The organism is Ruegeria sp. AE4, assembly GCF_056542185.1.
Window position 1 is genome coordinate 34,109 of sequence record NZ_JBQFZK010000001.1, and the last position, 24,560, is coordinate 58,668.

The 24,560-nt window shown below is 57.2% G+C and carries 22 protein-coding genes; 12 read left to right on the top strand and 10 right to left on the bottom strand.

The genetic code is table 11. The annotated features are described in order from the left end of the window. Positions 1-27 precede the first annotated feature (27 nt). Entirely contained in the window at positions 28-744 is a 717-nt protein-coding gene (locus tag ACR0EK_RS00210; RefSeq protein WP_480564129.1) for an alpha/beta fold hydrolase, read from the top strand. Here the strand turns inward: ACR0EK_RS00210 and ACR0EK_RS00215 are convergent. Then, the gene (locus ACR0EK_RS00215; RefSeq protein WP_480564132.1) at positions 735-1,322 is read right to left on the bottom strand and encodes a DUF6151 family protein; all 588 of its coding nucleotides are present in this window, start codon (positions 1,320-1,322) and stop codon (positions 735-737) included. The two genes, ACR0EK_RS00210 and ACR0EK_RS00215, sit on opposite strands and share 10 nt — an antisense overlap. A gap of 5 nt (positions 1,323-1,327) precedes the next feature. Then, a complete protein-coding gene (gene phaZ / locus ACR0EK_RS00220; protein ID WP_480564135.1) occupies positions 1,328-2,599 on the bottom strand; it encodes a polyhydroxyalkanoate depolymerase in 1,272 nt (423 codons plus the stop codon). A gap of 111 nt (positions 2,600-2,710) precedes the next feature. Between phaZ and ACR0EK_RS00225 the strand changes: the two genes are divergently transcribed. From ACR0EK_RS00225 to phaR, 3 genes are all read left to right on the top strand, one after another. Beyond that, a complete protein-coding gene (locus ACR0EK_RS00225; RefSeq protein ID WP_480564139.1) occupies positions 2,711-4,513 on the top strand; it encodes a PHA/PHB synthase family protein in 1,803 nt (600 codons plus the stop codon). A gap of 131 nt (positions 4,514-4,644) precedes the next feature. Then, entirely contained in the window at positions 4,645-5,091 is a 447-nt protein-coding gene (locus ACR0EK_RS00230) for a phasin family protein (RefSeq protein ID WP_209503426.1), read from the top strand. 135 nt (positions 5,092-5,226) lie between these two features. Next, positions 5,227-5,778 carry a polyhydroxyalkanoate synthesis repressor PhaR gene (gene phaR / locus ACR0EK_RS00235; protein WP_480564142.1) on the top strand — a complete coding sequence of 184 codons (552 nt, stop codon included), beginning with the start codon at positions 5,227-5,229 and terminating at the stop codon, positions 5,776-5,778. Between the two features lie 48 nt (positions 5,779-5,826). Here phaR and ACR0EK_RS00240 read toward each other — a convergent pair whose 3' ends face one another. From ACR0EK_RS00240 to ACR0EK_RS00260, 5 genes are all read right to left on the bottom strand, one after another. Then, a complete protein-coding gene (locus ACR0EK_RS00240) occupies positions 5,827-7,041 on the bottom strand; it encodes a DegT/DnrJ/EryC1/StrS family aminotransferase (RefSeq protein ID WP_209503430.1) in 1,215 nt (404 codons plus the stop codon). A gap of 113 nt (positions 7,042-7,154) precedes the next feature. Next, positions 7,155-8,459 carry an NAD(P)/FAD-dependent oxidoreductase gene (locus ACR0EK_RS00245; RefSeq protein ID WP_480564145.1) on the bottom strand — a complete coding sequence of 435 codons (1,305 nt, stop codon included), beginning with the start codon at positions 8,457-8,459 and terminating at the stop codon, positions 7,155-7,157. An 8-nt stretch (positions 8,460-8,467) separates the two neighbouring features. Continuing rightward, a complete protein-coding gene (locus ACR0EK_RS00250) occupies positions 8,468-9,826 on the bottom strand; it encodes a glutamine synthetase family protein (protein ID WP_209596891.1) in 1,359 nt (452 codons plus the stop codon). After that, entirely contained in the window at positions 9,826-10,506 is a 681-nt protein-coding gene (locus ACR0EK_RS00255) for a type 1 glutamine amidotransferase (protein ID WP_480564148.1), read from the bottom strand. Before ACR0EK_RS00255 ends, ACR0EK_RS00250 begins: the two co-directional genes overlap by 1 nt. A gap of 59 nt (positions 10,507-10,565) precedes the next feature. Then, complete coding sequence (locus ACR0EK_RS00260) at positions 10,566-11,885, bottom strand: glutamine synthetase family protein (protein ID WP_480564151.1); 1,320 nt, start codon at positions 11,883-11,885, stop codon at positions 10,566-10,568. Positions 11,886-12,276: 391 nt separating this feature from the next. On the opposite strand from ACR0EK_RS00260, the gene dusA reads away from it, so the two are divergent. Genes dusA through ACR0EK_RS00280 form a run of 4 tightly spaced genes read left to right on the top strand, consistent with a single transcriptional unit; the run spans position 12,277 to position 15,680 of the window. After that, a complete protein-coding gene (gene dusA / locus ACR0EK_RS00265; RefSeq protein ID WP_480564155.1) occupies positions 12,277-13,293 on the top strand; it encodes a tRNA dihydrouridine(20/20a) synthase DusA in 1,017 nt (338 codons plus the stop codon). Positions 13,294-13,311: 18 nt separating this feature from the next. Then, entirely contained in the window at positions 13,312-14,136 is an 825-nt protein-coding gene (locus ACR0EK_RS00270) for a sulfite exporter TauE/SafE family protein (protein WP_480473444.1), read from the top strand. Continuing rightward, complete coding sequence (locus ACR0EK_RS00275; RefSeq protein ID WP_480564158.1) at positions 14,133-14,915, top strand: hypothetical protein; 783 nt, start codon at positions 14,133-14,135, stop codon at positions 14,913-14,915. The genes ACR0EK_RS00270 and ACR0EK_RS00275 overlap by 4 nt, the downstream gene beginning before the upstream one ends. 36 nt (positions 14,916-14,951) lie before the next feature. Further along, positions 14,952-15,680: a SpoIIAA family protein gene (locus ACR0EK_RS00280; RefSeq protein WP_480564161.1), complete on the top strand. Its 729-nt coding sequence runs from the start codon at positions 14,952-14,954 to the stop codon at positions 15,678-15,680. A 623-nt stretch (positions 15,681-16,303) separates the two neighbouring features. Here ACR0EK_RS00280 and ACR0EK_RS00285 read toward each other — a convergent pair. The 3 genes from ACR0EK_RS00285 to ccmI are packed head-to-tail and all read right to left on the bottom strand — an operon-like array spanning position 16,304 to position 18,237. Further along, positions 16,304-16,537, bottom strand: a complete 234-nt coding sequence (locus tag ACR0EK_RS00285) for a DUF1289 domain-containing protein (RefSeq protein WP_209503450.1) — start codon at positions 16,535-16,537, stop codon at positions 16,304-16,306. Between the two features lie 18 nt (positions 16,538-16,555). Further along, on the bottom strand, positions 16,556-17,020 hold the full coding sequence (gene ruvX / locus ACR0EK_RS00290) for a Holliday junction resolvase RuvX (protein WP_267365234.1): 465 nt from the start codon (positions 17,018-17,020) through the stop codon (positions 16,556-16,558). Beyond that, a complete protein-coding gene (ccmI, locus tag ACR0EK_RS00295) occupies positions 17,017-18,237 on the bottom strand; it encodes a c-type cytochrome biogenesis protein CcmI (protein WP_480564164.1) in 1,221 nt (406 codons plus the stop codon). Before ccmI ends, ruvX begins: the two co-directional genes overlap by 4 nt. Positions 18,238-18,413: 176 nt before the next feature. On the opposite strand from ccmI, the gene ACR0EK_RS00300 reads away from it, so the two are divergent. The 4 genes from ACR0EK_RS00300 to ACR0EK_RS00315 all read left to right on the top strand — a co-directional run bounded on the left by ACR0EK_RS00300 (position 18,414) and on the right by ACR0EK_RS00315 (position 23,704). Next, positions 18,414-19,658 carry a sarcosine oxidase subunit beta family protein gene (locus ACR0EK_RS00300; protein ID WP_480564167.1) on the top strand — a complete coding sequence of 415 codons (1,245 nt, stop codon included), beginning with the start codon at positions 18,414-18,416 and terminating at the stop codon, positions 19,656-19,658. 75 nt (positions 19,659-19,733) lie between these two features. Continuing rightward, complete coding sequence (locus ACR0EK_RS00305) at positions 19,734-20,063, top strand: sarcosine oxidase subunit delta (protein ID WP_480473438.1); 330 nt, start codon at positions 19,734-19,736, stop codon at positions 20,061-20,063. Positions 20,064-20,130: 67 nt separating this feature from the next. After that, a complete protein-coding gene (locus tag ACR0EK_RS00310; RefSeq protein ID WP_480564170.1) occupies positions 20,131-23,145 on the top strand; it encodes a sarcosine oxidase subunit alpha family protein in 3,015 nt (1,004 codons plus the stop codon). Next, entirely contained in the window at positions 23,138-23,704 is a 567-nt protein-coding gene (locus ACR0EK_RS00315; RefSeq protein ID WP_480480299.1) for a sarcosine oxidase subunit gamma, read from the top strand. Before ACR0EK_RS00310 ends, ACR0EK_RS00315 begins: the two co-directional genes overlap by 8 nt. The last annotated feature ends 856 nt before the right edge of the window (positions 23,705-24,560 follow it).

Genomic DNA, 24,560 nt, shown 5'->3' on the forward strand with positions numbered 1-24,560 from the left:
GGAATACCGAGCATATGGAGCCCCTGCGTGATCGAGCCGCTGGTACTGCTACCTGGACTGATGTGCGATGCCCGACTGTATCGCCCTCAGATTGAGGTGTTTTCGCGGACGCGACCCGTAACCGTTGCGCCAATCTCAGCAGGTGAGCGTATCGAAGAGATCGCCTCGGGTTTGCTGGACCAGCTTCCACATCGGTTTGCACTGGCCGGATTAAGCATGGGTGGTGTGGTCGCGTTAGAGCTGATCCGCCGGGCACCGGAACGTGTGTCACGCCTGTGCCTGATGGCCACTGATGCACAGGCGGACACGCCTCAAATGGCTGCCAGTCGCGAAGACCTGATCATTGGCGCGCAGGGTGGCCGGTTGGAGGAGGTCCTGCGGAAACTTGTGGGGTCCGACACGCTGGCACCGGGCCCGCAGCGCATTCCCATCCTGAACGGCTTGTTGGCAATGGCACAGGATTTGGGTGTTGAAACCTTCGTGCGTCAGATGCGTGCTCTGCAACGCCGCCCGGATCAACAAGCCGCATTGCGTCGCATCAAGGTGCCCACGTTGGTTCTGTGCGGAGCGCATGACACTCTGACACCGGTCAAACGACATTCTTTCATGGCAGAGCTCATTCCCGGAGCGGAACTGCTGGTTATTGAAAAGGCCGGTCACTTGCCGACGCTCGAAACACCCGGCATCGTCAATGAGGCGCTGCAAACCTGGTTGGACGCCCAGCACCGGTTTGATTACTGGTAAAGCGTCGCGCGTTCGGTCTTTGAAATGACAGTTGGCGTCACCACGGGTTTACCAGTTTTTTGGTCGAAAAACGGCGTGTTCTTCCACCGCCCGGACAGGCGCGATCCGGCGGCCCTGCGCAACAGCCCAAAAATGGCGGGGCCGGGATTTTCGTGCTTTTGCTTTCCGTCCGGTTGGGGAACAAACCCACGTGTCGTGACGGGTCCCAGCGTCGAAGCTCCACCCGCAACCCTGCCGACGATAACGCCAGCAAACGGGAGTTTCGCGGTTTTGGGCGTTGCCGCCAAAGGTGCGTTACAGCAACTGGCGTACCAACGCAGCATGCCCTTGGGGCTGAGTTGCATCGCCGCAAGATACTGACTTCCGGTGCTGATTTCGATCTCATCCGGTGCGATCTGAAAAATCTCGACAGGCGCAGGTGCAGGGTCGGGTTGCTTGAAATATAGTTGAGCGGCACGGCAATCGTGACAGAAACACTCAACATGTGTCCCTTGCTGAACACCGCGGGGTGAAATGCGTCCCTGCAAGTTGCCGCATTGGCAGGAAAAGGTAAGGCCATTTTGCGCTGACCCACTCATTTCGGTTAGGCAACCTTGTTGGAATTGGCCGCGCGACGGTTTGGTTTTCGCGCATTTTCGTTCATGAAATCAATCACAAGAGGACGAATGTTGTCGCGCCAGCTGCGGCCTGCGAAGATACCATAGTGACCGGCGCCGGGTTCAACGTGGCTTGCCTTTTTACTGTCGGGCAGGCCGGTGCACAAATCCAGCGCGGCAATACACTGGCCGGGTGCAGAGATGTCATCATTTGCACCTTCGACAGTCTTCACCGCAACATCAGTAATCTTACTGATGTCCACCTTGTGACCCGCGACCACGAACTCGTTTCTCGCAATCTCTCGATTCTTAAAGACCCGCTCGACCGTCGAAAGATAGAACTCGGCCGTCATGTCCATAACGGCCAGGTATTCGTCGTAGAAGCGGTTATGCGCATCCTGATCTGAGGCCTCGTCCCGCATGACGCGCTGAATCTGGTCGGAAAACGCTTTGGAGTGACGGTCTGCATTCATGGACATGAACGAGGCCAATTGCAGCAGTCCCGGATAGACCATGCGCCCTACGCCCTTGTACTTGAAGCCAACGCGCTGAATCATTGTTTCTTCCAACTGGCCCATGGTGACGCGACGGCCGAAGTCCGTCACATCGGTCGGCGTGGCGTCCGGATCGACGGGGCCACCAATCAGCGTCAGGGTGCTTGGCTGCGCTTTGGGTTCAATCTCGGCCAGGTATGCCGTTGCGGCCAATGTCAGAGGCGCAGGTTGGCAAACGGCAACAACATGGGTGTCTGGCCCAAGCTTTTTCATAAAATCTACAAGATAGAGCGTGTAGTCTTCGACATCGAATTTACCTGCGGATACAGGGATATCGCGCGCATTATGCCAATCTGTGATGTAGACTTCGCAATTGACCAGAAGGCTTTTCACCGTCGAGCGCAGCAACGTTGCATAGTGCCCGGACATCGGGGCAACCAACAGCACTTTGCGGGGTTGTTCTTTCCGGCCATTGACGCGGAAATGTACCAGATCACCAAAAGGGCGTTCCAGAACAGTCGTGATTTCAACCAGGTGGTCCTTGCCATCTTCGCAGGTGAATGTGCGAATACCCCAATCGGGCTTTGCCACCATCCGCTGGAACGTACGCTCGGTCACTTCACCCCAGGCGGCCATCCAGTTGAATGCGGGGTTCGGCACCATGGAAAACATCGGATAAGACGCCATCGCGCTGGCGGTTGCACCAAGCCACTGGTTGGTGTTTCGCGCAGTTTCCATCAGGTCGTAGGTCATCATGTAGCGCATAAATGGGGCCTCCTGAGTGTCAGCCTGATAGTTCGGACCATTCGTCGCTTTGCCCCCCAGCACCCACGACGTTATTCTGCATAGCAGCGAGGTTAGGGGGGAATTGTTAAAATGACAACTAGTGAAGACCACATGCCAGACGTATCCGAAGAACACATTGAACGCCTTAAAGAAAATATGGATAAGGTCGAGAAGTTATCGAAGCGCCTGATTGAGGTCATGGCTGTAAAACGGCCCCACACGCCCGCGCTGGACGGCCCGAATCAAGAGCTTTTCGCACGAGCAGCAAGTGCCTATTGGGCCGAGGCTTGGCAAAATCCCGCCAAGTTGCTGGAACAGCAGATAGAATTTTGGGGCAAGTCAGTGTTGAACTTTGCCGAGGCGCAGAAAGCACTGACTGCGTCTGACGCGGAAAGCGAGGCACCCAAGCCGGAAGACAAGCGATTTTCGAACCCCCTTTGGGAGACCAATCCCTATTTCCGTCTGATCCGCCAGCAATACCAGACCAATGCGCAAGCAATCGCGCAGGCTGTTGCGTCCGTGGATGATCTGGATGCCAAAGACAAAAGGCGGCTGCAATATTTCTCGCAACAAATCGTCGACATGATGGCGCCGACAAATTTTCTGGCGACCAATCCGGATGCCTTGCAAAAAGCGGTCGAAACCGAGGGCCAGTCACTGATCAAGGGGTTGGAAAACCTTGTGTCAGATCTTGAGGCCAATAATGGAGAATTGGTCGTCAAACTGGCAGATGAAAGTGCCTTTGAGGTCGGCGGTAACCTGGCGACGACGCCGGGGGAGGTGGTTTATCGCAACCGGATGATGGAACTGATCCAGTACAAGCCAGCGACTGAAACGGTCTACGAGACCCCGATTGTTCTGTTTCCGCCCTGGATCAACAAGTTCTATATTCTGGACCTGAAAGCCCAGAACAGCATGATCAAATGGATCACCGAACAGGGGTATACCCTGTTTGTTGTAAGCTGGGTCAATCCGGACGAAAGCTATGCCGAAACAGGCATGGAAGACTACATTCAGGACGGTTTCCTGACTGCAATCGAGACGGCCAAGAAGATTTGCAAGGTCAAACAGGTCAACGCTGTGGGGTATTGCATCGCGGGCACCACCCTGAGCCTGACGCTGTCTCTGCTGAAACAGCGAGGAGACAAGTCGGTCAAATCGGCGACCCTGTTCACCGCATTGACGGATTTTTCCGATCAGGGAGAGTTCACGCCCTTCCTTCAAAACGATTTTATCGACGGAATCGAAGAAGAAGTGAAAAAGGAAGGTGTTCTGCGGTCGTGGATCATGGCGCGCACTATGTCATTCCTGAGATCACGTGACCTGATTTATGGCCCGGCCATTCGCAGCTATATGATGGGTGAAGTGCCCCCAGCCTTTGATCTGCTGTACTGGAACGGTGATGGAGCCAACCTGCCTGCGAAAATGGCGGTTGAGTACTTGCGTGGACTATGCCAGCGCAACGAATTTGCCACCGATGGCTTTGAGTTGCTGGGGCATAAGCTAAAGCTTGGTGACGTTGATGTGCCCCTGATGGCCATCACATGCGAAACCGATCACATCGCGGCATGGAAAGACTGCTATCGCGGTGTGCAAAAGATGGGCTCGCGATCAAAAACTTTCGTGGTTTCCGAGTCGGGTCATATTGCGGGTATTGTGAACCCGCCCAGCAAGAAAAAGTACGGGCATTACACTAACCCGGATTTGAAACCAGACGCCGCCACCTGGTTGAAGGAAGCCGACTTTCATGAAGGGTCATGGTGGCCCATGTGGGATGCCTGGCTGAAAAAGCGGTCGGGCAAGCAGGTACCGGCCCGCAAACCCGGCGATTCGAAGCACCCGAGCCTGGCTGCTGCACCCGGAACGTATGTAGTGGCAAAACCAAACACCTGATTTCATTCTGAAACTTAAATTTTTCTGCAATGCAGCAAAAAAATACTTGCAATGCTGCGTTGCAGCAATCATATTGTCCTCAAGCTAATGAAACCCGGGGTGGGCCCGGACTGGCTAAAAGGATTATGACAATGGCTAAGACCCAAGACTTTACCGCGATCATGAAAGACATGATGGGTGCATTCCCTGTGGACACAACCGCAATGGAAGGCGCATTCAAATCGACCGCTTCGCTGAATGAAAAGCTGTCGGGCGTTGCTCTGGAAGCAGCTGAGAAATCGGCAGAGATCTCGAGCAAATGGACCAAAGACACGCTGGCCAAACTGACCGAGATGTCGAAAGCCAAGGCAGAGCCTGCCGACTACGCAAAAGCAGCAACCGATTTCGCAAGCGCGTCTGCTGAAGTTGCAGCCGAGAACATGGCCGCTTTCGCAGAAATCGCAAAAAAAGTTCAGACCGAAACCGTCGAACTGCTGATGGCTGCTGGTAAAGAAGCTGCGGAAGAAGCATCCGCTGCTGTTAAAAAAGCAACCAACGACGTGACCACAGCCGCTAAAAAAGCTGCTGCTGCGAAGTAAGAAAAGTCAGCGAAACGCACCCGACCCTCCCTATAGGTGCAATCGCGTTGGGCAGGTCCATTGACCTGCCCTTTCTTTTTGTGCTGCACTCGCATAACCTGTGCTGCAACGCATCATCCTTGGGGAGGGAACCCGGTGTCGGACCAAGATAAACCGCTGCTGATCAAGCGCTATGCCAGCCGTCGGCTGTATAACACCGAGACCAGCGATTACGTGACGCTCGAAGATATCGCGGGATTCATCCGTGACGGGCGCGAAGTACAGATCATCGACCTGAAATCCGGCGACGACCTGACACGGCAGTATCTGCTGCAAATCATTGCTGAACATGAAAGCCGCGGCGAGAATGTGTTGCCGGTCAATGTTCTGAATGATCTGGTGCGCAGCTACATGCTGCCGGGCGGGGGCATGATGCCGCAATTCCTGCAAAGCTCGTTCGATATGCTGCGCGAAAGCCAAAGCAAGATGATGGAAAACATGAATGCCATGAACCCGATGTCTCAGATGCCGGGTTTTGACGCGTTGCAAGCGCAGCAGCAGGCATTTTTGAAGGCTATGACAGGTGGGTTGTCTGGCAGATGGTCCTCGCCAGAGAAGGAAAGCGAAAAGTCAAAGCCGAAAGAGGATCTTGACGATATCAAGAAGCAGTTAGCTGAACTACAACAGAAGCTTTCAAAGCTGAATTGAATTGAGCCCGAGTATAAGGCCCACCAATTAAGTGGGCCAGTTTTAGTCTCAGGTGCCGTAGACCGGCATTGGGCCGGTCACTTCGCCGACGGCAGCCAGCAGAATATCCGCGATCACGTCCAGCTCTGCGCGTGTCAGGCGTACGGGCAGTCGGACGTCACACGCTTTCATCAGCATGTCACGTGTTTGCGGAAGCTCGAACGTTTCCGGCAGAAATTGCCAGTTCCAGAAGGCGCGTGCATTGTCCTGGCTCAGGCCAAAGACCTGAACTTTGACGCCGCGCGCCTCGGCTGCGGCGGCAAATGCGCGAATCTCGTGTTCCTGCAACCCAACCAGATTGAACTGAATCGAATCTGGTGCGCGCTGCTCGGGGGGCAGTGGCGCTGGTACGTCGATATGCGGTGAGGTATTCAAGCGTCCGGCAACATAGTCGTGGTTCGCCAGACCGTCGCGAACACGACGGGCCAGTTCTGGGATCTGCGGGCGGATCACAGCGGCGCTCAGGTTGTTCAAACGCAGGTTATAAAGCGGCAGCTTGTTCTGCCAGCGGACGAAGGCCTCTTCCAACTCGGGCGAGTTGTCGCCGTGCGGTCCTTTGTGTTTCTTCCAGTTATGTTCGTACGCGCCCGACATGATGACGGCACGGGCCACCAGATCAGCATCGTTTGAGATTAGAATACCGCCTTCGCCCGCATTGATCATCTTGTAGGATTGAAACGAGAAACAGCCGACCTTGCCGATGGTGCCGATATTTTTGCCATGCCAGGTCGTGCCCAGCGAATGCGCGGCGTCTTCGATCACAGGGATGTCACGCGCGTCACACAGCGCCATGATCGCGTCCATATCAGAAGTGTGGCCGCGCATGTGACTGATGATCACCGCCTGAACACTATCCAACTTGGCTTCGAAATCGGCCATGTCGATGCGATAATTCTCGCCTACTTCGCACAGAACCGGAATGCAGTCCGCGTGGATGACTGACGAAGGAACCGCCGCAAAAGTGAAGCCGGGGATCAGGACGCGCGCATCGCGCGGCAGACCCAGTGCCTTGAGCGACAGGAACAGCGCAGCAGAGCAGGATGAAACAGCGAGAGCGTATTTTGTGCCCAGCAGTTCGGCAAACTCGGCCTCCAGCAAAGCCACCGGGGCATCTTGCGGGGCGGTATAGCGAAACAAGTCGCCCGACTGCATCAGGGCGTCGATGGCTTCTTTTGCTGCTTCTGGGATGGGTTCGGCGTCATGAACGTTTGGTGGAAGCGTCATATTTGGATTTCCCGAATTCTATCTTTGGTAAAGATAAAGCTATTCAGGTGGCAATCCAAGCCCTCAATCGCCGTGCCAGCGGAAATTTACCAATTTGTTACAAGTAACGTGGATCAGATCCCAAGCCGGTCTCGCATGGCGAACCATGTCATTGCCAGCACCAGCAGCGGGTTGCGCAAGGCGGAGCCGCCGGGGAAAGGCAGGGTTGGCACGCGGGCCATTGTATCGAACCCTTCTGCCTGCCCCTGAATGGCCAGTGCCATCAGTTGCCCGGCGTGGGTCGCGGTGCCTACACCATGGCCGGAATAGCCGGAAGCAGACAGAATATTGGGTGCGATACGCACCAGATAAGGCATCCGCCGCATGGTAATGGCCAGAGTTCCACCCCATGCGTAGTCGATTTTGACATCGCGCAGATGTGGGAAAATCTCGGTCATCGGCTTGCGGACCTTCGCCGCGACATCCGCAGGAAAACGATAGCCATAACTTTCGCCGCCACCGAACAGAAGCCGGCCATCGGCGCTGAGGCGGAAATAGTTCACCACGAACTTGGTATCCGCGACCGCGACATCCTGAGTCAGGACCCGCGCAGCCTCGCTGCCAAGGGGTTCAGTCGCTGCGATGAAGTTGTTGATGGGCATGACACGGGCCGCGACGGTCCGGTTGAGATTGCCAAGATAGCCATTGCAGGCCAGCACAACATGGTCGGCCCTCACGTTCCCCTTGGCGGTCCGGATCAGCGCAGGCCGGGTTTCGTCAATTTCGATGACTTCGGTGCCCTCAAAAATGCGAACACCCGCTTTGGCCGCAGCCTGCGCCAACCCCAGCGCAAAGTTCAATGGGTGCAGATGAGCGGCCCCCATGTCCAGATACCCGCCCTTGTAAGCGGGTGAGGGGCACAGTTTGTGGCCTTCTTCTTCATCCAGTAGCTTGATCTGGTCATAGTGATACCGGTCGGACAGATGGTCTGCATGGTTATGCAGCTCTTTTCGTTCCGAAGCTGACAGACCCAGAACCGCGACACCGGGTTGCAAGTCGCACGCGATCTGATGCTTGGCGATCAGTGATTTGACTAGATCCTTGGCGTCTTCGGCCAGGTCCCACAGCTTTGCGGCATCCGCGTCTCCGACAAGACGCTCAAGGTCTTCCTGATCCATCCGCTGCGCGCTGCCCAGTTGGCCACCATTGCGCCCCGAGGCACCAAATCCGACACGGTGGGCTTCAAGCAGAACGACATCTAACCCCGCCTCGGCCAGATGCAATGCTGCGGACAGGCCTGTGTAGCCGCCGCCCACAACGCAGACATCCGCCGAAATATCTTCGGCCAAAACAGGAAAGCGTTCCGTTGGGTTTGCCGTCGCGGCATACCAGCTGGCAGGATATTCGCCCTTGCGGTCATTGGAATAGAGCAGGTTCACGAAAAGTCTCAGACGTTGATCAGCAGATGTTCCCGTTCCCACGGAGAGATGACCTGCAGAAATTCTTCATACTCGGCCCGTTTTACGATGCCATAGACACGGGCAAACTCAGGGCCAAGGATTTCGTGCAGGGCGGTGGCTTCGTCAAACAGATCCAGCGCATCGCCCATGACCTGGGGGATATCCCCTTCGCCTTCATAGGCGTCACCATAGAATTGACGACGCGGACGCTCCTGTTCGACCAGACCCAGATAGCCGCACGCCAGCGACAGGGCGATGCCCAGATACGGGTTGCAGTCCATACCGGCGATGCGGTTTTCGACACGGCGCGATTCAGGTCCGGACAGAGGAACGCGAATGCCTGTAGTGCGGTTGTCGCGAGCCCATTCCAGATTAATCGGCGCCGCGTGGTCTTTCACGTAACGACGATACGAGTTCACATAAGGTGCCATCACGGCCAGACCGGCGGGCAGATGGTTCTGCAACCCGGCAATGAAGTGATAGAACGCGTCCGTTTCGCCGCCCTGCGGGCCCGAAAAGATGTTCTGGCCGGTCTCCATGTCGATAATTGAATGATGGATATGCATGGCCGAGCCCGGCTCTTCCTCGATCGGTTTGGCCATGAAGGTTGCAAAACAATTATGCCGCAATGCCGCTTCGCGGATCAGGCGTTTGAAGTAGAAAACCTCATCAGCAAGTTTGACCGGGTTGCCGTGGCGCAGGTTGATCTCCAACTGGCCCGCACCGCCTTCCTGGGTGATGCCATCGATTTCGAACCCCTGATGTTCGGCAAAGTCATAGATATCGTCGATGACCGGGCCGAACTCGTCCACCGCAGTCATCGAATACGCCTGCCGCGCCGCAGCGGGGCGGCCAGAACGCCCCATCATCGGCTTGATTTCCTGTGCGGGATCGACGTTGGGGGCGACCAGAAAGAACTCCATCTCTGGCGCAACAACCGGTTTCCAGCCTCGGTTGTGATACAGCTGGACCACGCGTTTTAACACGTTGCGTGGGCTATAAGGGATCGGATCACCATCCCGGTCATAGGCGTCGTGGATCACCTGCAGCGTCCAGTCCCCGGTCCAGGGCGCGGCTGAAGCCGTCGAATAGTCGGGCTTCAGGATCATGTCCTTTTCGATGAACCCGTCGTCACCCGCGGCTTCACCCCAGTCCCCCGTGATGGTCTGGAAGAAGATGCTGTCGGGCAGGTGAAAATAGGATTGCTTGGCGAATTTCGTGGCAGGCACGGCCTTGCCACGCGCAATTCCGGGAAGGTCCGAGATGATACATTCAACCTCGTCCAGCCGCTGTCCGTGGAAATAGGCTTTGGCGGCTTCCGGCAGTTTATCAGTCCAATCAGCCATCAGGCTCTCTCTTTCTTTAAAAACTCGGCCATATGGCGCGCGATTGTGGCGTTGTCATCCGGAGCGGTTTCGCGATTTGCGGCCTCGCGCATCAGGTCTTCGGGGACGACGCCTTTTCCCCGTGTGCGCATCAGGCCCGCGACAAACCCATTGGTGAACTCAGGGTGGGCCTGAACCGTCCAGATCGTGTCTCCATAAGCCAGCATAGCGTTTTCGCAAAATGCGTTCTGACCCAGAACGCGCGCCCCTTCGGGTAGCTCGACAACCTGATCCTGATGCCAGGCATTCAGCCAGACAGTGTTGCCGTCAAACTCGTATTCAGTGCGTCCGACAGCCCAACCGCCCTTGAATTTCTCGACCTTGCCGCCCAGTGCCTGCGCGATAATCTGATGCCCAAAGCATACGCCGATCAGTGGCTTTCCGCTTTGCTGTATCTCTCTGACCAAGTCTTCCAGTGGGGCGATCCATGGCAAGTCGTCGTACGCGCCGTGGCGCGAACCGGTAATGACCCAGCCATCTGCGTCATCCGCGCTGCTTGGGAATATGCCGTCGACCACGGCGAAGGTCTGGAACTCGAATCCGTTGCCACCGAGAAGTGCAGGAAACAGCTCATCATAGTCGCCGAATTCGCCATGCAAGGCATCTGGTGTGTGGCCGGTTTGTAATATGCCGATTTTCATGTGTCACCAAATTTGATCAAATTCACTCTAGCTGAGTCCGAATGAGGCGGCAAGGGGGGTCAAACCGCCTCGAGATAGCTCAGCCAGTGATCTTCAGGAGTGATACGCTCAAATCGTTCAACTTCCTGTCGCTTGGTCATGGTCAGGTACTGGATCAGGTCAGCCGAGAAAAGTCGGGCGACCAGGGGGTCGGTTTCAAACTTGTCAATTGCAGTTGCCCAGTCCGGCATCAGTTGGGGCAGGTCTTCAATATCGTAAGCATTGCCTGTGATCGGGGCAGGGGGGTGCAGGCCGTCTTCGATCCCGACAAGGGCTGCGCCCAATACCGCCGTCAGCATCAGGTAAGGGTTGATGTCACCACCCGCGACGCGGTGTTCGATGCGCCGCGCTGCTGGTGCTCCGCCCGGGATGCGAATTGCGGCTGTTCTGTTCTCATAGGCCCAGCAGGCCCCGGTCGGCGCATGCGCACCCGGTACAAGCCGGGTGTATGAATTGCCATGCGGAGCAAAAATCAACGTGCTGCCTGGCATGGCCGCCACACAACCCGCGACAGCGGAATGCAGAATGCTGGTCCCTTCAGGCCCGCCATTGTCGAACACATTGCGACCGCGTTGGTCCAGCACTGAGAAGTGCACATGCATCCCATTGCCCGCATCATCGGCATAGGGTTTTGACATGAATGTTGCGGCAAACCCGTGTTTGCGCGCCAGGCCGCGCGTCAACGCCTTGAAAAGCCACGTATCGTCGGCGCAGCGCATGGCATCCTGATGATTCAGGTTGATTTCGAACTGGCCAACGCCACTTTCCGAGATGGCGGTTTGCGCGGGGATGTCCATGGCGGCGCAGCCATCGTAGAGGTCTGTAAAGAAATCCTCGAACGCATCCATTTCAGCGACCGACAGAACGGATTCGTGCAGCAGGCGGCGCCCGGTGATCGGGTTCAACGGAGGTTGCGGTTGCGCGCCCGAGGCATCGATGAGTGTGAATTCCAGTTCGGTCGCCGCGACGACCGACCAACCGCGTTTGGCATATCGGTCAAGAATGGCAGACAGAGCGTGACGCGGATCACCCGCAAACGGAGTGCCTGCATCGTCATACAAGCTCATCGGAACCAGCGCCGTTTCTTTCGGAAGCCAGGGGACAGGCACCGGGCCCCGGTCGGTTGGTCGCAGCACGCCATCGGCATCGCCGGTTTCAAACACCAGCGGACTGCCGTGGATGTCCGCGCCCCAGAGATCGACATTGAGCGCCGAGAACGGCATTCGCACTGCACCTTTCTCCAGCTTGCTCGCATATTCAGGGGGCACGCGCTTGCCCCGCATCTGACCGTTCAGGTCACAGGCAGTCACACGAAAACTGTGCAGGGCGCTCAGGTCCATTTGGGGCTCCGTCAATTCTGTTTCCCCGTGATGTACTTCAATGGATCGGATTTGTCACCAAATTTGATCAAATTTTGATTTTTGGGTCAGATGTGGCTGCTCGACATAGTTTTTGGTTGAGTGCAAAAGTGGTCCTGCCGACAAAGCTCGCGTCTCGCATTTCCAGCAGTGAAAACATCATGGGAGTATCTGTTAATCCATTGAACATATTCCACAATGGCGTTGTCTGCGGCAAGTCAGAGAGTGGTTAGATTTTCTCAGTGTTGAAAGCGCGGCGATCGGATTTGATGCGACGCCTGAACCCGCAAAGCAGCTTCTTTTGGCGACTCCTCAAAAATTGGCTTATTTCGACGATTTTTCTATGATAGCTGCGGGTTTCGTACTCTTGAGGATGGTTGAGTTGACTGCACGTGGAAGAGATAACATTCAACACCATGCCACGCTGAGCATTGCCCCCATGATGGATTGGACCGACCGCCACTGTCGGTATTTTCATCGGCTGCTTAGCTCGGAAACCCTGCTGTATACCGAGATGGTAACCGCACCAGCGCTTGTTCGGGGAGGGGCGCTGCATCTGTTGGACCATTCACCGCAGGAACATCCCGTGGCTTTGCAGTTGGGTGGGTCCGATCCAGAGGAGCTGGCGCAAGCGGCGCGTTTGGGTGCTGATGCAGGGTATGATGAGATCAATCTGAACTGTGGGTGCCCGTCGGACAGGGTGCAGTCTGGTACTTTCGGGGCGGTTCTGATGAAAGATCCGGCGCGGGTTGCAGAATGCGTCGCAGCAATGCGCGACGCGGTCAATGTGGATGTCACGGTCAAATGCCGCATCGGTGTGGATAATCAAGAGCCCGAAGAAGCTCTGCCTGCGTTTCTTGAGCAGATCAGTGCGGCAGGTTGTCAAAGAGTAACGATCCATGCGCGCAAGGCGTGGTTGCAGGGGTTGAGCCCCAAGGAAAACCGCGATGTTCCACCGCTTGATTATGACCTTGTGCATCGGATGAAAGCCGCGTTTGCGGATCTGCATATATCGATCAATGGTGGTATCGCCAGCTTGGATGAAGCAGCAGCACATCTGGACGCGGGTCTTGACGGTGTCATGATCGGTCGGGCGGCCTATCATCAACCCGGTGATATCCTGGCAGATGCTGACCGGCGCATATTTGGCGTTGGAACCGTTCGCGATCCGATGACGGTTGTTCAAGAAATGGTGCCCTATGTTGAGGGGCACCTTGCCAATGGCGGGCGTTTGCACCAGATCACGCGGCATATGCTGGGTCTCTTTGCGGGGCGTCCCGGTGCGCGGGCGTGGCGGCGCGCCTTGTCCGAAGGGGCCGTGCATGAAGGGGCCGGGCCAGAAGTCATGCTACAGGCCCTGAACCACATAGCGCCGATGGTCGAGGTTTAGACGGCAAAAGGGGGGACGATGCCCGAGACAATTTTGCTGGCCCAGATGATGGGCCTTTTGCTTGTGATCGGCGCGCTGGCCGGTGTGCTTGCCGGGCTGTTGGGAGTGGGCGGCGGTATCGTTTTAGTCCCCGCGTTCTTCTATGCGTTTCAAACGCTTGGCTATGGTGGTCCGCAATTGATGCAGCTTTGTTTGGCGACGTCGCTGGCCACGATCATTGTAACGTCGATGCGGTCAGTTCTTGCCCACAACAAGAAGGGTGCGGTGGACTGGGATATCCTGCGCGGTTGGGGGCCGGGTATTGTCGTCGGCGCAATTGTCGGAGTGCTGGTCGCATCGGCGCTGCGGACCGAGGCTTTGCAGGCACTGTTCGGAATTCTGGGCATGGTGATCGGTGCCTATCTTGGGTTGGGTCGCGCAGAATGGCGGTTGGGCGACTCAATGCCCGGTGGTATCAAACGGGCCGTCCTGTCCCCTCTGGTCGGGTTTCTTTCCGTGCTGATGGGCATCGGCGGCGGCAGTTTCGGTGTGCCGCTGATGAGCCTCTATAACACCCCTATCCACCGCGCGGTCGCGACCGCGGCCGGGTTTGGGGTGATCATCGCCGTGCCCTCGGTCATTGGGTTCTTGTTTGTGGATATCGCGCCCGAGCATCGCCCCCCGTTGACCATTGGCGCGGTTAATCTTGTGGCCTTCGGGATCGTTGTCGCAATGACAATGATCACCGCGCCATGGGGGGTAAAGCTGGCCCATGCAATGGACCCAAAACCGTTGAAACGTGTCTTCGCCGTGTTCCTGACGCTGGTCGCGCTGAACATGCTGCGCAAGGCCGTGGGCTTATGAGCGATTTTTCGGCCCGGGGCTGGGTGAAATTCCCGTATGATCCGGTGCTGGCCGAATGGGTGAACCACGCTTTGCCTGCCGCACGGGCGTCTACAAAGGATCCGGTCCACGCGGAATGGTTGGATTGCGAAGGGACGTGGTTCATCGGTGTCGACGCACTGCCCAATGACACGAAGGGCAGGGTCGGGCAGTCCGGGCCGTTGATCGGCAAGGCCATGGCATTCATCGACAAACACTTTGGAGATTTACCGCTGCACAAGGGGCAGATTTCTGTTGTATATCCGGGTTATCCGCGCCCGCGCCGGGGCGAGAATGAAGCGGCCACCCGCTACCGTCGAAACAGGGATGCGGCCCATGTGGACGGTTTGCGCCCAACAGGGCCGGATCGCCGCCGCCGGGTTGACGAACCTCATGCCTGGATTCTGGGCATTCCACTGATCGAGGCCAGCGCAGACGCGTCTCCGATGGTGGTGTGGGACGGCAGTCATGACATTCTACGGGCCGCGTTCAGGCAGGCGCTTGAAGGGATGCCGCCTGAGGTCCTGCACGACGTTGACATAACGGATATCTACCAATCCGCCCGTCGCGAGGTGTTTGCGACCTGCCCAAGGATCGAGGTGCCTGCAAAGCCGGGAGAGGCCTATCTGCTGCACCGCCATTGCCTGCACGGGGTTGCTCCCTGGGCCGCAGGGGCGACGGCGGGGCAGGATGGTCGAATGATCGCCTATTTCCGCCCCGAATGCTCCGGTGGAGTAGCCGAATGGATCGAATCCGCCTAACGTCCTGTCATTAATTGGCTTTGGAGGTTTTGACCGATGATGACGGTTCATACGAATTCTGACGGTGCACTCATAGAAGTCGAGTTGTCGGGGCAAGTGACCAGCGCCGATTACGCCAATACTCTGGTTCCCGCGATCGAGGCTGCGCTGACCGAACATGACACGGTTCGGCTGCTGGCGATAATACAACCTGAATTCCAGGGGTACGATCTGGGCGCGGCCTGGTCTGACACCAAGCTGGGGTTAAGCCATTGGCGCGGGTTCGACCGGATCGCTGTTGTGGCGGATCAGGGCTGGGTGCAGACAAGCGTTCGTCTGGCGGCCCCCATTCTGCCCTGTCCGGTTCAGGTGTTCGATCTGACCGAGCTTGAGGCGGCCCGACGCTGGATGCGTGAGTCCCTGGGATCGATCCACGTGACTGACCTGAGCGGCCCATGTGTTCAGATCAGCCTATTGGGCAAGCTGGACCCTGAATGGTACAAACAGGCAGAACGTGATCTGGATGCATTGTTACAGGACCGGCCAGGCTTTCGCCTGCTGATAGACCTCAGGGAATTTGATGGCTGGCAAGGGCTGTCAGCGCTTGCGGCGCATTTCCGGTTGGCCAGCCGACATATCGGACAACTGGACCGAGCTGCCATCGTTGGGGACAAAAGCTGGCAGCGCATGGCGCAGAAGGTCGCCAGCCATGTGTTAGGAACCCGGACTCAGTTTTTCCCGTCTGAAGAATACGACAACGCCAGGGCTTGGCTTGCCGCCGGATAAAACCCTCGACTGTGAAACGCCTGAGCAGGCAATACCCAATCGGTCAAGGTTCGTGATGCAGCCTCAAATCCGGTCGTGCGATGTCAGGCATGATTCGACTGCTGACGGCGGGTTTCCCGCAGCTTCGGCCCCAGCTTTCCCAGTCTCGGCAAAGTCGGGTCGAAAAGTGACGTTAGGAAATTATGTGCTTTTGAGAGTTTTTCTTGATTGAAGCGTCAAAAACGATCAAAGGCCGCGTGTTTTCCCCCTACTTGTGACGGGAAATACCTTTAGCCACACCCTGTCGCTGCGGGTTACCACTCACGTTGAACCTCAATGTTCAAGAGCTAGACCCCCTCGGAGCTCGAACTCGACCCGCAGTGGCACGGTTACTGGAAACGGGACGTCCGCAATGCCACTAAAGACTTTGATCGGAAGACTCACTAATACCAAAAAGACCAAACGTGCGGCTGACGTGCTGCAATCGGAATGCGTGGGCAATGATGATCGGCGGTCCAAAACCAGCCAATCCGAGATTGCGTTTCTGTTTCAGAAAGAATTACGGGGCACCGCGCCGAACGCGCCTATCCCGAAAAGCGCTGCACAGCCGGCAGAAATGTCGTCAAAACGTCTAGGCTGATCGGTCAGGAGCCATTCATGCGAGCGGCACGCCCGCCGCGCCGCTTGCTGAGCCGCGGTTTACGAGACGGCAGGTCGTTCATGATTTCAGCGCGTTCGCTGCTGTCCATCCTGGACCAGCGAGAGATCTCGTCAATCGTGCGGTAACATCCGGTGCAGATACGCTCGGCTGGATGGACAACACAAATCTGGACACAAGGGCTTTCGACCTCATTGCGCTTCCAAACCATGTTCGTCATCGATCGGTCTCCGACCTGTTACAAAAAGCGCAGCCTGTCCAGCGCTCCCTGCAAGATATAACCTGCTGCAACGTGATCAATAACCTGTCCGCGACGTTTTCGTGACGTATCCGCCTCAAGCAGTGCTTTTTCTGCCGCAACCGTACTCAGCCGTTCATCCCAGAATCCGATAGGTAATTCCGTCAGACGGGACAGGTTTCGCGCAAATGCCCGCGTAGATTGGCAGCGCGGCCCCTCTGTGCCGTCCATGTTTTTGGGAAGACCCAACAGAATGCCGCCAATCTCGCGATCCGTTGCAATTTCAATCAACCGGGCGGAATCGAGTGTGAATTTCTTGCGCCTTACAGTCTCCAACGGGCTGGCCACGCCCCGCATCCGGTCGGAGACTGCGACACCGATGGTCTTTTCGCCCAGATCCAGCCCAATCAGCGCTTGCATCGGGGGCAGCGCCTTGGCGAAGTCTTCGAACACGTCGTGGATCATTTCGCGATCCCGGCTTGCAGGGCTGCGGCACCAATGATCTGCAACGCCTCGGTGTTTCCGGCAAACACCTCCAGCGCCTCATTGTGGATATCCATGGCCCGTTGGCCCTGACCCAGAACACCCAGTGCGGCGATCAAACGAGCCCATTCCTCGGGCGCGCCGCCTTCTGTCGCCAGGCGGTCGGACAACTGATCCACCATTCCCTGAATCATCTGCTGCCGTTCCTCGGGGCTCATTTCCGCTGCTGCGGCCATATCTTCGCGACTTGGGCCGGACGGTGCGCTCAGGTCCGGTGCATTGAAAACCCCTGCCCGAAAGGCCAACTCATCTATCTGATCCCGGATCGCGCCTGCCCATGGTGCGCCTGTTGGGGCTTCCCTCAGCGTTTCAACCCAAATGCGGTAGGCAAGGTCTGGTCGTCCGGTCTGAACCAGCATTTGCCCCCAATAATACCGGGCCGGACCGTGATGAGGATCGCGTTTCAAAGTTTCGGCAAGAGCCTGTTCAGCCTCGGGCGACACATATCCACCCGCAGCCAGGATCATCATCTCGGCAAAATCCGCGTAATGCTCGGCTGTGGCTGCGTCGCCTGACAGTTCGATCACCCTTTGTTGCGCGGTATATCCATCCTTGAAGTTTCCCGAATTGGTCTCATGCTGCGCCAAAAGCATCTGCCCCTGCAAATCATCCGGACGGGCCGCAACGGTTTCTCGCAACTGCTTGAGAAGAGACACGTAATTTTCGTCAAGCTGGGCCGCTTGAGGTGGGGTCGCCAGTTCTTCTGCGGCGTTCTGGGACGGGCGATTGGCACGGACCTCCTCAGCCAGTTCGAGTCGCGCGGTCAGGGGCATGTCGGGCAACCCGACGGCGCCAATACGATGATACATCGCCATCGCGCCCCCGATGATGATCAGCATGACAACCGGGATTGTCACAATCGAGACGGTCCGTGATGGCCCGGCACCCGAGCCACCCTTTTTCATCTGTTCGTCAGCGGCAAGAATTCGTCGGGAGATTTCGGTGCGGACCCGTTCCGCATCTGCCTCACCAATCACCCCGCGCGCCAAATCCCGGTCCACACCGGTCAGCTGTTCGCGATACACCCGCAGATCGTACGCCGCCGCAGGTTCATCCCCGCGGCGTTTGCGCAGCAATGTGAAGCTCAGAAATGCCGCAATCAGAAGCGCGACAAGAAAAATCAGAACCCAGAACGTCATGGCCCCTCCGAAGATACTGCCCTGACTTAGACCTGTGGGGCGTCCGACAAAAGGGACAAATGGCCGCGAATGAACGACATGTCGCAATAGTGCGATATTGCGGCGTTGCGCGGCGCGGTTAAACTGTCGCCGCGCGGCATATCTGCGCGCAATCACCGAACCGGATGGATTCGCTTATGAAACACTACTCAGCCTTTGCTGTCGCGCGGGAGGCCCTGCGCTATCACACCGGATGGGAACGCGCCTGGCGTTCGCCCGAGCCCAAGAAACGTTATGACGTCATCATCATCGGTGCTGGCGGGCATGGTCTTGCGACCGCGTATTACCTTGGCAAGAACTACGGCATTCAGAATGTCGCGGTGATCGAAAAAGGCTGGCTGGGTGGTGGTAACACGGGTCGAAACACAACGATCATCCGTTCGAACTACCTGCAGGATCCTTCAGCGGCGATCTACGAGAAAGCACGTGGCCTTTATGAGGATCTGAGCCAGAATCTGAACTACAACATCATGTTCAGCCCGCGTGGCGTGATCATGCTGGCGCAGACCCAGCATGAGATTCGCGGCTATCAGCGCACGGCCCATGCAAACGCCCTTCAAGGTGTGAAGACCGAATGGATCGGACCCGAACGCGTCAAGCAACTTGTGCCTATCATCAATCTGGACGGTCCCCGCTATCCGGTTCTGGGCGGGCTCTGGCAGGAACGCGGGGGCACTGCGCGTCACGATGCCGTGGCGTGGGGCTATGCGCGCGCCTGTTCGGCGATGGGTATGGATATCATCCAACAATGCGAGGTCACCGGCGTACGCTCGGAAAACGGTCGTGTCGTCGGCGTGGACACCACCAAGGGTGCCATCGATTGTGACAAGCTGGGTATCGTCGTTGCGGGCCACTCCGGTCAACTGGCCGAGATGGCGGGCTTCCGTCTCCCGCTGGAAGCCGTCGCATTGCAGGCACTGGTATCCGAACCCATCAAACCCTGCATGGATGTGGTCGTGATGGCCAACACCGTTCACGGCTACATGTCTCAGTCTGATAAGGGCGAGATGGTGATCGGTGGTGGTACCGACGGGTTCAACAACTTCACCCAACGTGGCAGCTTCCATCATATCGAGGAAACCGTCCGCGCCTTGGTCGAAACCTTCCCGATGATCTCGCGCCTGAAGATGCTGCGCCAGTGGGGTGGGATTGTGGACATGACCGGTGACCGCTCGCCTATCCTGTCGAAAACTCCGCTGCAGGGCTGCTTTATCAATGGGGGCTGGGGCACCGGCGGCTTTAAGGCAATCCCTGGCTCGGGCTGGGGCATGGCGCAGCTGATGGCCACAGGTCATTCACCTTTGACCGAGGCCTTCTCGCTGGACCGCTTCAAGGAAGGCCGCTTCATCGATGAAAGCGTGGCCGCCGGGGTGGCCCACTGAAGGTGGGTCCGAGGTTGCCAAGAAACAGAATTCTGGTTGGCCGCTGCGCCAACCAACCGCCAAAAGGATGACAACATGCTGATCCTGAATTGCCCTTACTGCGGCGTTGATGCCGAAGAAACAGAACTGGCCGCCGGTGGCGAGGCGCATCTGAAGCGTTTTGGTCCCGGCTCGTCGGATGACGAGTTCCACGACTACCTGTTCATGCGCGAAAACCCCAAAGGCGTACACTTTGAACGCTGGCGCCATGCCAATGGCTGTGGCAAGTGGTTTCACGCGGCGCGCTGCACAAGCACGCTAGAAGTGTTTGGCACTTACACGGCTCAGACCTCCGAGCCACCGCAGGACATCAAAGAGGCCATCGCCGCAAAGCGTCCCGGATGGACCTGGAGAGAGTTCTCCTGATGCTTCATCTTTTCAAAAATACTCCCGCCGGAGGCTCCGACGCCTCCACCCGCGAAAGGTCCGCACAATGAGCACCCGTCTCGCAAAACAAGGCCGGCTGATTGACCGGTCGAAAAAGGTCACATTTACCTTCAATGGCACGTCGATGCAGGGCTATGAGGGCGACACGCTTGCCTCGGCGCTGCTGGCCAACGATCAGATGATGATGGGCCGGTCGTTCAAATACCACCGCCCCCGCGGCGTTGTCGCCAGCGGTGCGGAAGAGCCAAACGCTCTGGTCGGGCTGGGGCAGGGCAACCGGTTTGAACCGAACCAGCGCGCCACCACGACCGAGCTGTTCAACGGCCTGACTGCGGTTTCGCAAAACCATTGGCCAAGCCTTGAACACGACATCGGCGCGGTGAATACGGCATTCGCCCGGTTCCTGCCGGCTGGCTTCTACTACAAGACGTTCATCCACCCCAAACCGTTCTGGAAGCACGTCTACGAGCCGTTCATCCGTCAGTCTGCCGGTCTGGGCAAAGCGCCCGACAAGGACAGCCGCGATGCCGATACCTATGAGCACTTCTATGCCTTCACCGATGTTCTGGTCATCGGTGGCGGTGTGGCTGGCCTACAATCGGCAAAGGCGGCGGCAGCTTCGGGTGCCAAGGTTCTGCTGATTGAGCAGAGCGCACATTGGGGCGGTCGCGCTCCGGTTGACGGCGGCACAGTCAATGATGAGCCTGTGGATAAGTTCGTGGAGCAATTGGTTTCCGAACTCGAAACAATGGACAACGTCACCATGCGCTCTCGCTGCATGGGCGCGGGTGTTTATGACCATGGTTACGTTCTGGGTTATGAGCGCCTGACAGACCACACGCCGGGCGTGCAGGGCCCGCGCCACCGCCTTTGGCGTATCCGCGCCAAGCAAATTGTGACTGCAACCGGCGCAATTGAACGCCCGTTGTCCTTTGCGGGTAACGATGTTCCGGGTGTGATGCTGGCCTCGGCCATGCGCGATTATGCCGTGAACTGGGGTGTAACCCCGGGCGAACGTGTCATCGTCGCCACCAACAATGACGACGCCTATCGCACCGCGATTACGCTGAAGCAAGCGGGTGTGGATGTTTTGCGTATTGTTGACGCACGGGCAACGGCTGGACCTTTGGCAGAGGAAGCCCGCCAGTTGGGTATCCGCGTCGATCCGGGCAAGGCCATTGCCAAGGTCAAGGGCGGCAAGCGCGTCAAAAAAGTCGCCATCTGCAACCAGGAAGGTGTTGGAGGCGCTCGTGAAGAGGTTGAAGCAGATGCAGTGGCCATGTCGGGCGGCTGGTCGCCGGTCGTTCATATGTGGTCTCATTGCGGTGGCAAGCTGACCTGGGATGACGCGAATGCCTTTTTCCGCCCCGATCCCTCACGCCCGCCGCTGGGCGCAAATGGTGAGGGCTTTGTTCTGGCCGCCGGGGCATCGAATGGCGCGTTGGCGCTGGGCGATGTTCTGACTGACGCCCACACTGTAGGAAAAGCAGCAGCCAAGGCGGCCGGGTTCAAGCCGAAAAACATCAAGGCTCCGGTTGGCGAAACCACTGCAGAAGCACCGATGGAGGCTGTCTGGCTGATGCCGGCAAACGCCGAAATCCAGCTGCGCATGAAATCCTGGCTCGACTTCCAGAACGACGTCAAAGTCTCGGACGTGCAGCTGGCCGCGCGCGAGGGCTATGAGAGTGTTGAGCACACCAAGCGTTACACCACACTTGGTATGGCGACGGATCAGGGTAAGTTGAGCAATATCAATGGCTTGGCGATTCTGGCTGATGCGCTGGAATCCGAAATCCCGAAGGTCGGCACCACGACCTTCCGCCCGCCTTATACCCCCATCTCGATGGGCGCGATCGGCGGTGAAGCGCGGGGTGAAGTGTTCCAGCCGATCCGTCAGACCCCAATGCACAACTGGCACGACAAGAACGGCGCGGACTGGGAGCCGGTCGGCCACTGGCGCCGGACTTACGCCTATGTCCGTCCTGGTGAATCCGTGCATGACGCCGTGAACCGTGAGGTGAAGAACACCCGCGAAAACCTTGGCCTGCTGGACGCATCGACGCTGGGCAAGCTGATCGTCAAAGGCCCCGACGCAGGCAAGTTTCTGGACATGTTGTACACCAACATGATGTCCACGCTGAAGGTCGGCAAATGCCGCTATGGCCTGATGTGTTCGGAAAACGGCTTTCTGATTGACGACGGCGTGGTCGCCCGCATCGATGAGGACACCTGGCTGTGCCACACCACCACCGGCGGGGCCGAGCGTATCCATGGTCACATGGAAGAATGGCTACAAACCGAATGGTGGGACTGGAAAGTCTATGTCGCCAACGTGACCGAGCAATATGCTCAGGTCGCTGTGGTCGGCCCGAACGCCCGCAAGGTTCTTGAAAAGCTGGGCGGTATGGATGTCAGCCGCGAGGCGCTGCCCTTCATGGAATGGCGCGATGGCAAGATCGGCGCGTTCGACTGCCGCGCCTATCGCATCTCGTTCTCGGGCGAGTTGTCCTACGAAATCGCCGTTCCTGCCTCGCAGGGTCAGGCGTTCTGGGACGCCCTGGTGGAGGCAGGCAAGGAATTCGGTGTGATGCCTTATGGCACAGAATGTCTGCACATTCTTCGGGCCGAGAAGGGCTTTATCATGATCGGCGACGAGACCGACGGCACCGTGATCCCGCAGGATCTTGGGCTGCACTGGGCGCTGTCGAAAAAGAAAGGGGACTACCTCGGTAAACGCGCCCATTCACGGACTCACATGGCCGATCCAGAACGCTGGAAATTGGTCGGTTTGGAGACTGTGGATGGATCAGTTTTGCCGGACGGTGCCTATGCGGTCGGTGAGGGTGTGAATGCCAACGGTCAGCGCAACATGATCGGGCGTGTGACCTCGACCTATTACTCGGCCAACCTCGGTAAAGGGATCGCTATGGGCCTGATCAAGCACGGCCCGGACCGGATGGGTGAAATCGTCGAGTTCCCGGGCACGGACGGCAAAACCTACAAAGCCAAGATCGTGGACCCGATCTTCTTCGACAAGGACGGGGAGAAGCAGAATGTCTGAACCCATCAGCGCATTGAACCACGCCAGCTATGATGGCATCGCCAATGTCAGGGAATGTGGCCTGCAGGGTATGATCACCCTGCGCGGTGACTTGTCCGACAAAAGCCTCGCCAAGGCCGTCAAGGACGCGACTGGGCAGAACGTACCCGGTCAGCGCGAGGCGCTGGTCAGCGGAGATACCGGCGTATGCTGGATGTCACCGGACGAGCTGCTGGTGCTGGTCCCTTATGCCGAGGTCGAGGCCAAACTGGCCGCAATTATCAAAGCTTTGGGAAAAACTCACGCACTGGCCGTCAACGTCTCGGATGCCCGCGCGGTCTTCACAATATCAGGCGCCAGCGCACGAGAAGTGTTGGGCAAAGTCGCTCCGGTTGATCTGTCGGCCGAGGCCTTCCAACTCGGCCAAATCCGCCGTTCGCGCCTGGCGCAAGTGGCAGGTGCGTTCTGGATGGACGATGCCGAAACTTTCCGCGTGGTCTGCTTTCGTTCGGCTGCGGATTACGTTTTCAAACTGCTGAAGGTTGCGGCGCAACCGGGCAGTGAGGTTGGCGTTTACTGACCTGTCTACACATCTGACGTTTTATTCGATGGCCGCCTCGTCCTGGACAGGCGGCCATCGAATTTTGTGCTGCTGCAAAGCGATTTGAGTGTGGGACACACAACAGGGTCTGTCGAGAATTTCGTTGCGCGATTTCTCCTGTTGCGGGAGCGGTGTGATTGGGCTAACGATCACCAAAAGGCTGAAAAATAAGAACTTTATTATGAATTTCTTTAGACTAATCGCAAGCGGCTTAATTGCTATTTCAACTATACCTAATGTGGCCATAGCCGAGACTTATTCAGAGACATTTGAGTGTGTTTTTGCCAAAGGCCTGGCAAATCGGCCAACTCCGACCCGCGTTGTTTTTTCAGTTGACGTGTACGGGCGCCAGGCGTTGCTCCACGAAGTTGAAATGCGGGGTATAGACACGCCGAAAAGATCGGCTTCTATCAACAGAAACAGCTTTCGGGTACTTTCGATCAGTTGGCCGGGCGACGCCTATACGTTTTCACGAACTGGCAGACGAACCAGAAGCGGTGACCCTCGCAGGATGGTTCTTGATTTAGGGCGCCAAGAGTTTTCGATTTTCCTGAATCGCGAAACAATGAAGGCAATAGCCAGCTCGAATTCGGATGTACAATCTTCACATGACGGAAACGCAAACGGGATCTGCGTTGAGATACCATTCCAAAGGTAAGGAAAGAGCGGAGTAATACTTTGAAAAAGATAGCATTTGCATTGACGCTTGGACTTTTGTCCATACCGGCTGTTTCAGCTTCTCAAACCTTTACAGAGACGTATGAGTGCAAGTTTGGCCATGGCCTTGTCAACAAACCGACTCCCGAATTCCTTGTGTTTTCGGTCGATGAATATG

What these genes read in the sequence shown, in the direction of transcription:
- ACR0EK_RS00215 (WP_480564132.1), bottom strand. Translation starts at nt 1,322, where the DNA reads ATGAGTGGGTCAGCGCAAAATGGCCTTACCTTTTCCTGCCAATGCGGC.
- phaZ (WP_480564135.1), bottom strand. Translation starts at nt 2,599, where the DNA reads ATGCGCTACATGATGACCTACGACCTGATGGAAACTGCGCGAAACACC.
- ACR0EK_RS00225 (WP_480564139.1), top strand. Translation starts at nt 2,711, where the DNA reads ATGACAACTAGTGAAGACCACATGCCAGACGTATCCGAAGAACACATT.
- ACR0EK_RS00230 (WP_209503426.1), top strand. Translation starts at nt 4,645, where the DNA reads ATGGCTAAGACCCAAGACTTTACCGCGATCATGAAAGACATGATGGGT.
- ACR0EK_RS00240 (WP_209503430.1), bottom strand. Translation starts at nt 7,041, where the DNA reads ATGACGCTTCCACCAAACGTTCATGACGCCGAACCCATCCCAGAAGCA.
- ACR0EK_RS00250 (WP_209596891.1), bottom strand. Translation starts at nt 9,826, where the DNA reads ATGGCTGATTGGACTGATAAACTGCCGGAAGCCGCCAAAGCCTATTTC.
- ACR0EK_RS00255 (WP_480564148.1), bottom strand. Translation starts at nt 10,506, where the DNA reads ATGAAAATCGGCATATTACAAACCGGCCACACACCAGATGCCTTGCAT.
- ACR0EK_RS00260 (WP_480564151.1), bottom strand. Translation starts at nt 11,885, where the DNA reads ATGGACCTGAGCGCCCTGCACAGTTTTCGTGTGACTGCCTGTGACCTG.
- dusA (WP_480564155.1), top strand. Translation starts at nt 12,277, where the DNA reads ATGGTTGAGTTGACTGCACGTGGAAGAGATAACATTCAACACCATGCC.
- ACR0EK_RS00270 (WP_480473444.1), top strand. Translation starts at nt 13,312, where the DNA reads ATGCCCGAGACAATTTTGCTGGCCCAGATGATGGGCCTTTTGCTTGTG.
- ACR0EK_RS00275 (WP_480564158.1), top strand. Translation starts at nt 14,133, where the DNA reads ATGAGCGATTTTTCGGCCCGGGGCTGGGTGAAATTCCCGTATGATCCG.
- ACR0EK_RS00280 (WP_480564161.1), top strand. Translation starts at nt 14,952, where the DNA reads ATGATGACGGTTCATACGAATTCTGACGGTGCACTCATAGAAGTCGAG.
- ACR0EK_RS00285 (WP_209503450.1), bottom strand. Translation starts at nt 16,537, where the DNA reads ATGACGAACATGGTTTGGAAGCGCAATGAGGTCGAAAGCCCTTGTGTC.
- ruvX (WP_267365234.1), bottom strand. Translation starts at nt 17,020, where the DNA reads ATGATCCACGACGTGTTCGAAGACTTCGCCAAGGCGCTGCCCCCGATG.
- ccmI (WP_480564164.1), bottom strand. Translation starts at nt 18,237, where the DNA reads ATGACGTTCTGGGTTCTGATTTTTCTTGTCGCGCTTCTGATTGCGGCA.
- ACR0EK_RS00300 (WP_480564167.1), top strand. Translation starts at nt 18,414, where the DNA reads ATGAAACACTACTCAGCCTTTGCTGTCGCGCGGGAGGCCCTGCGCTAT.
- ACR0EK_RS00305 (WP_480473438.1), top strand. Translation starts at nt 19,734, where the DNA reads ATGCTGATCCTGAATTGCCCTTACTGCGGCGTTGATGCCGAAGAAACA.
- ACR0EK_RS00310 (WP_480564170.1), top strand. Translation starts at nt 20,131, where the DNA reads ATGAGCACCCGTCTCGCAAAACAAGGCCGGCTGATTGACCGGTCGAAA.
- ACR0EK_RS00315 (WP_480480299.1), top strand. Translation starts at nt 23,138, where the DNA reads ATGTCTGAACCCATCAGCGCATTGAACCACGCCAGCTATGATGGCATC.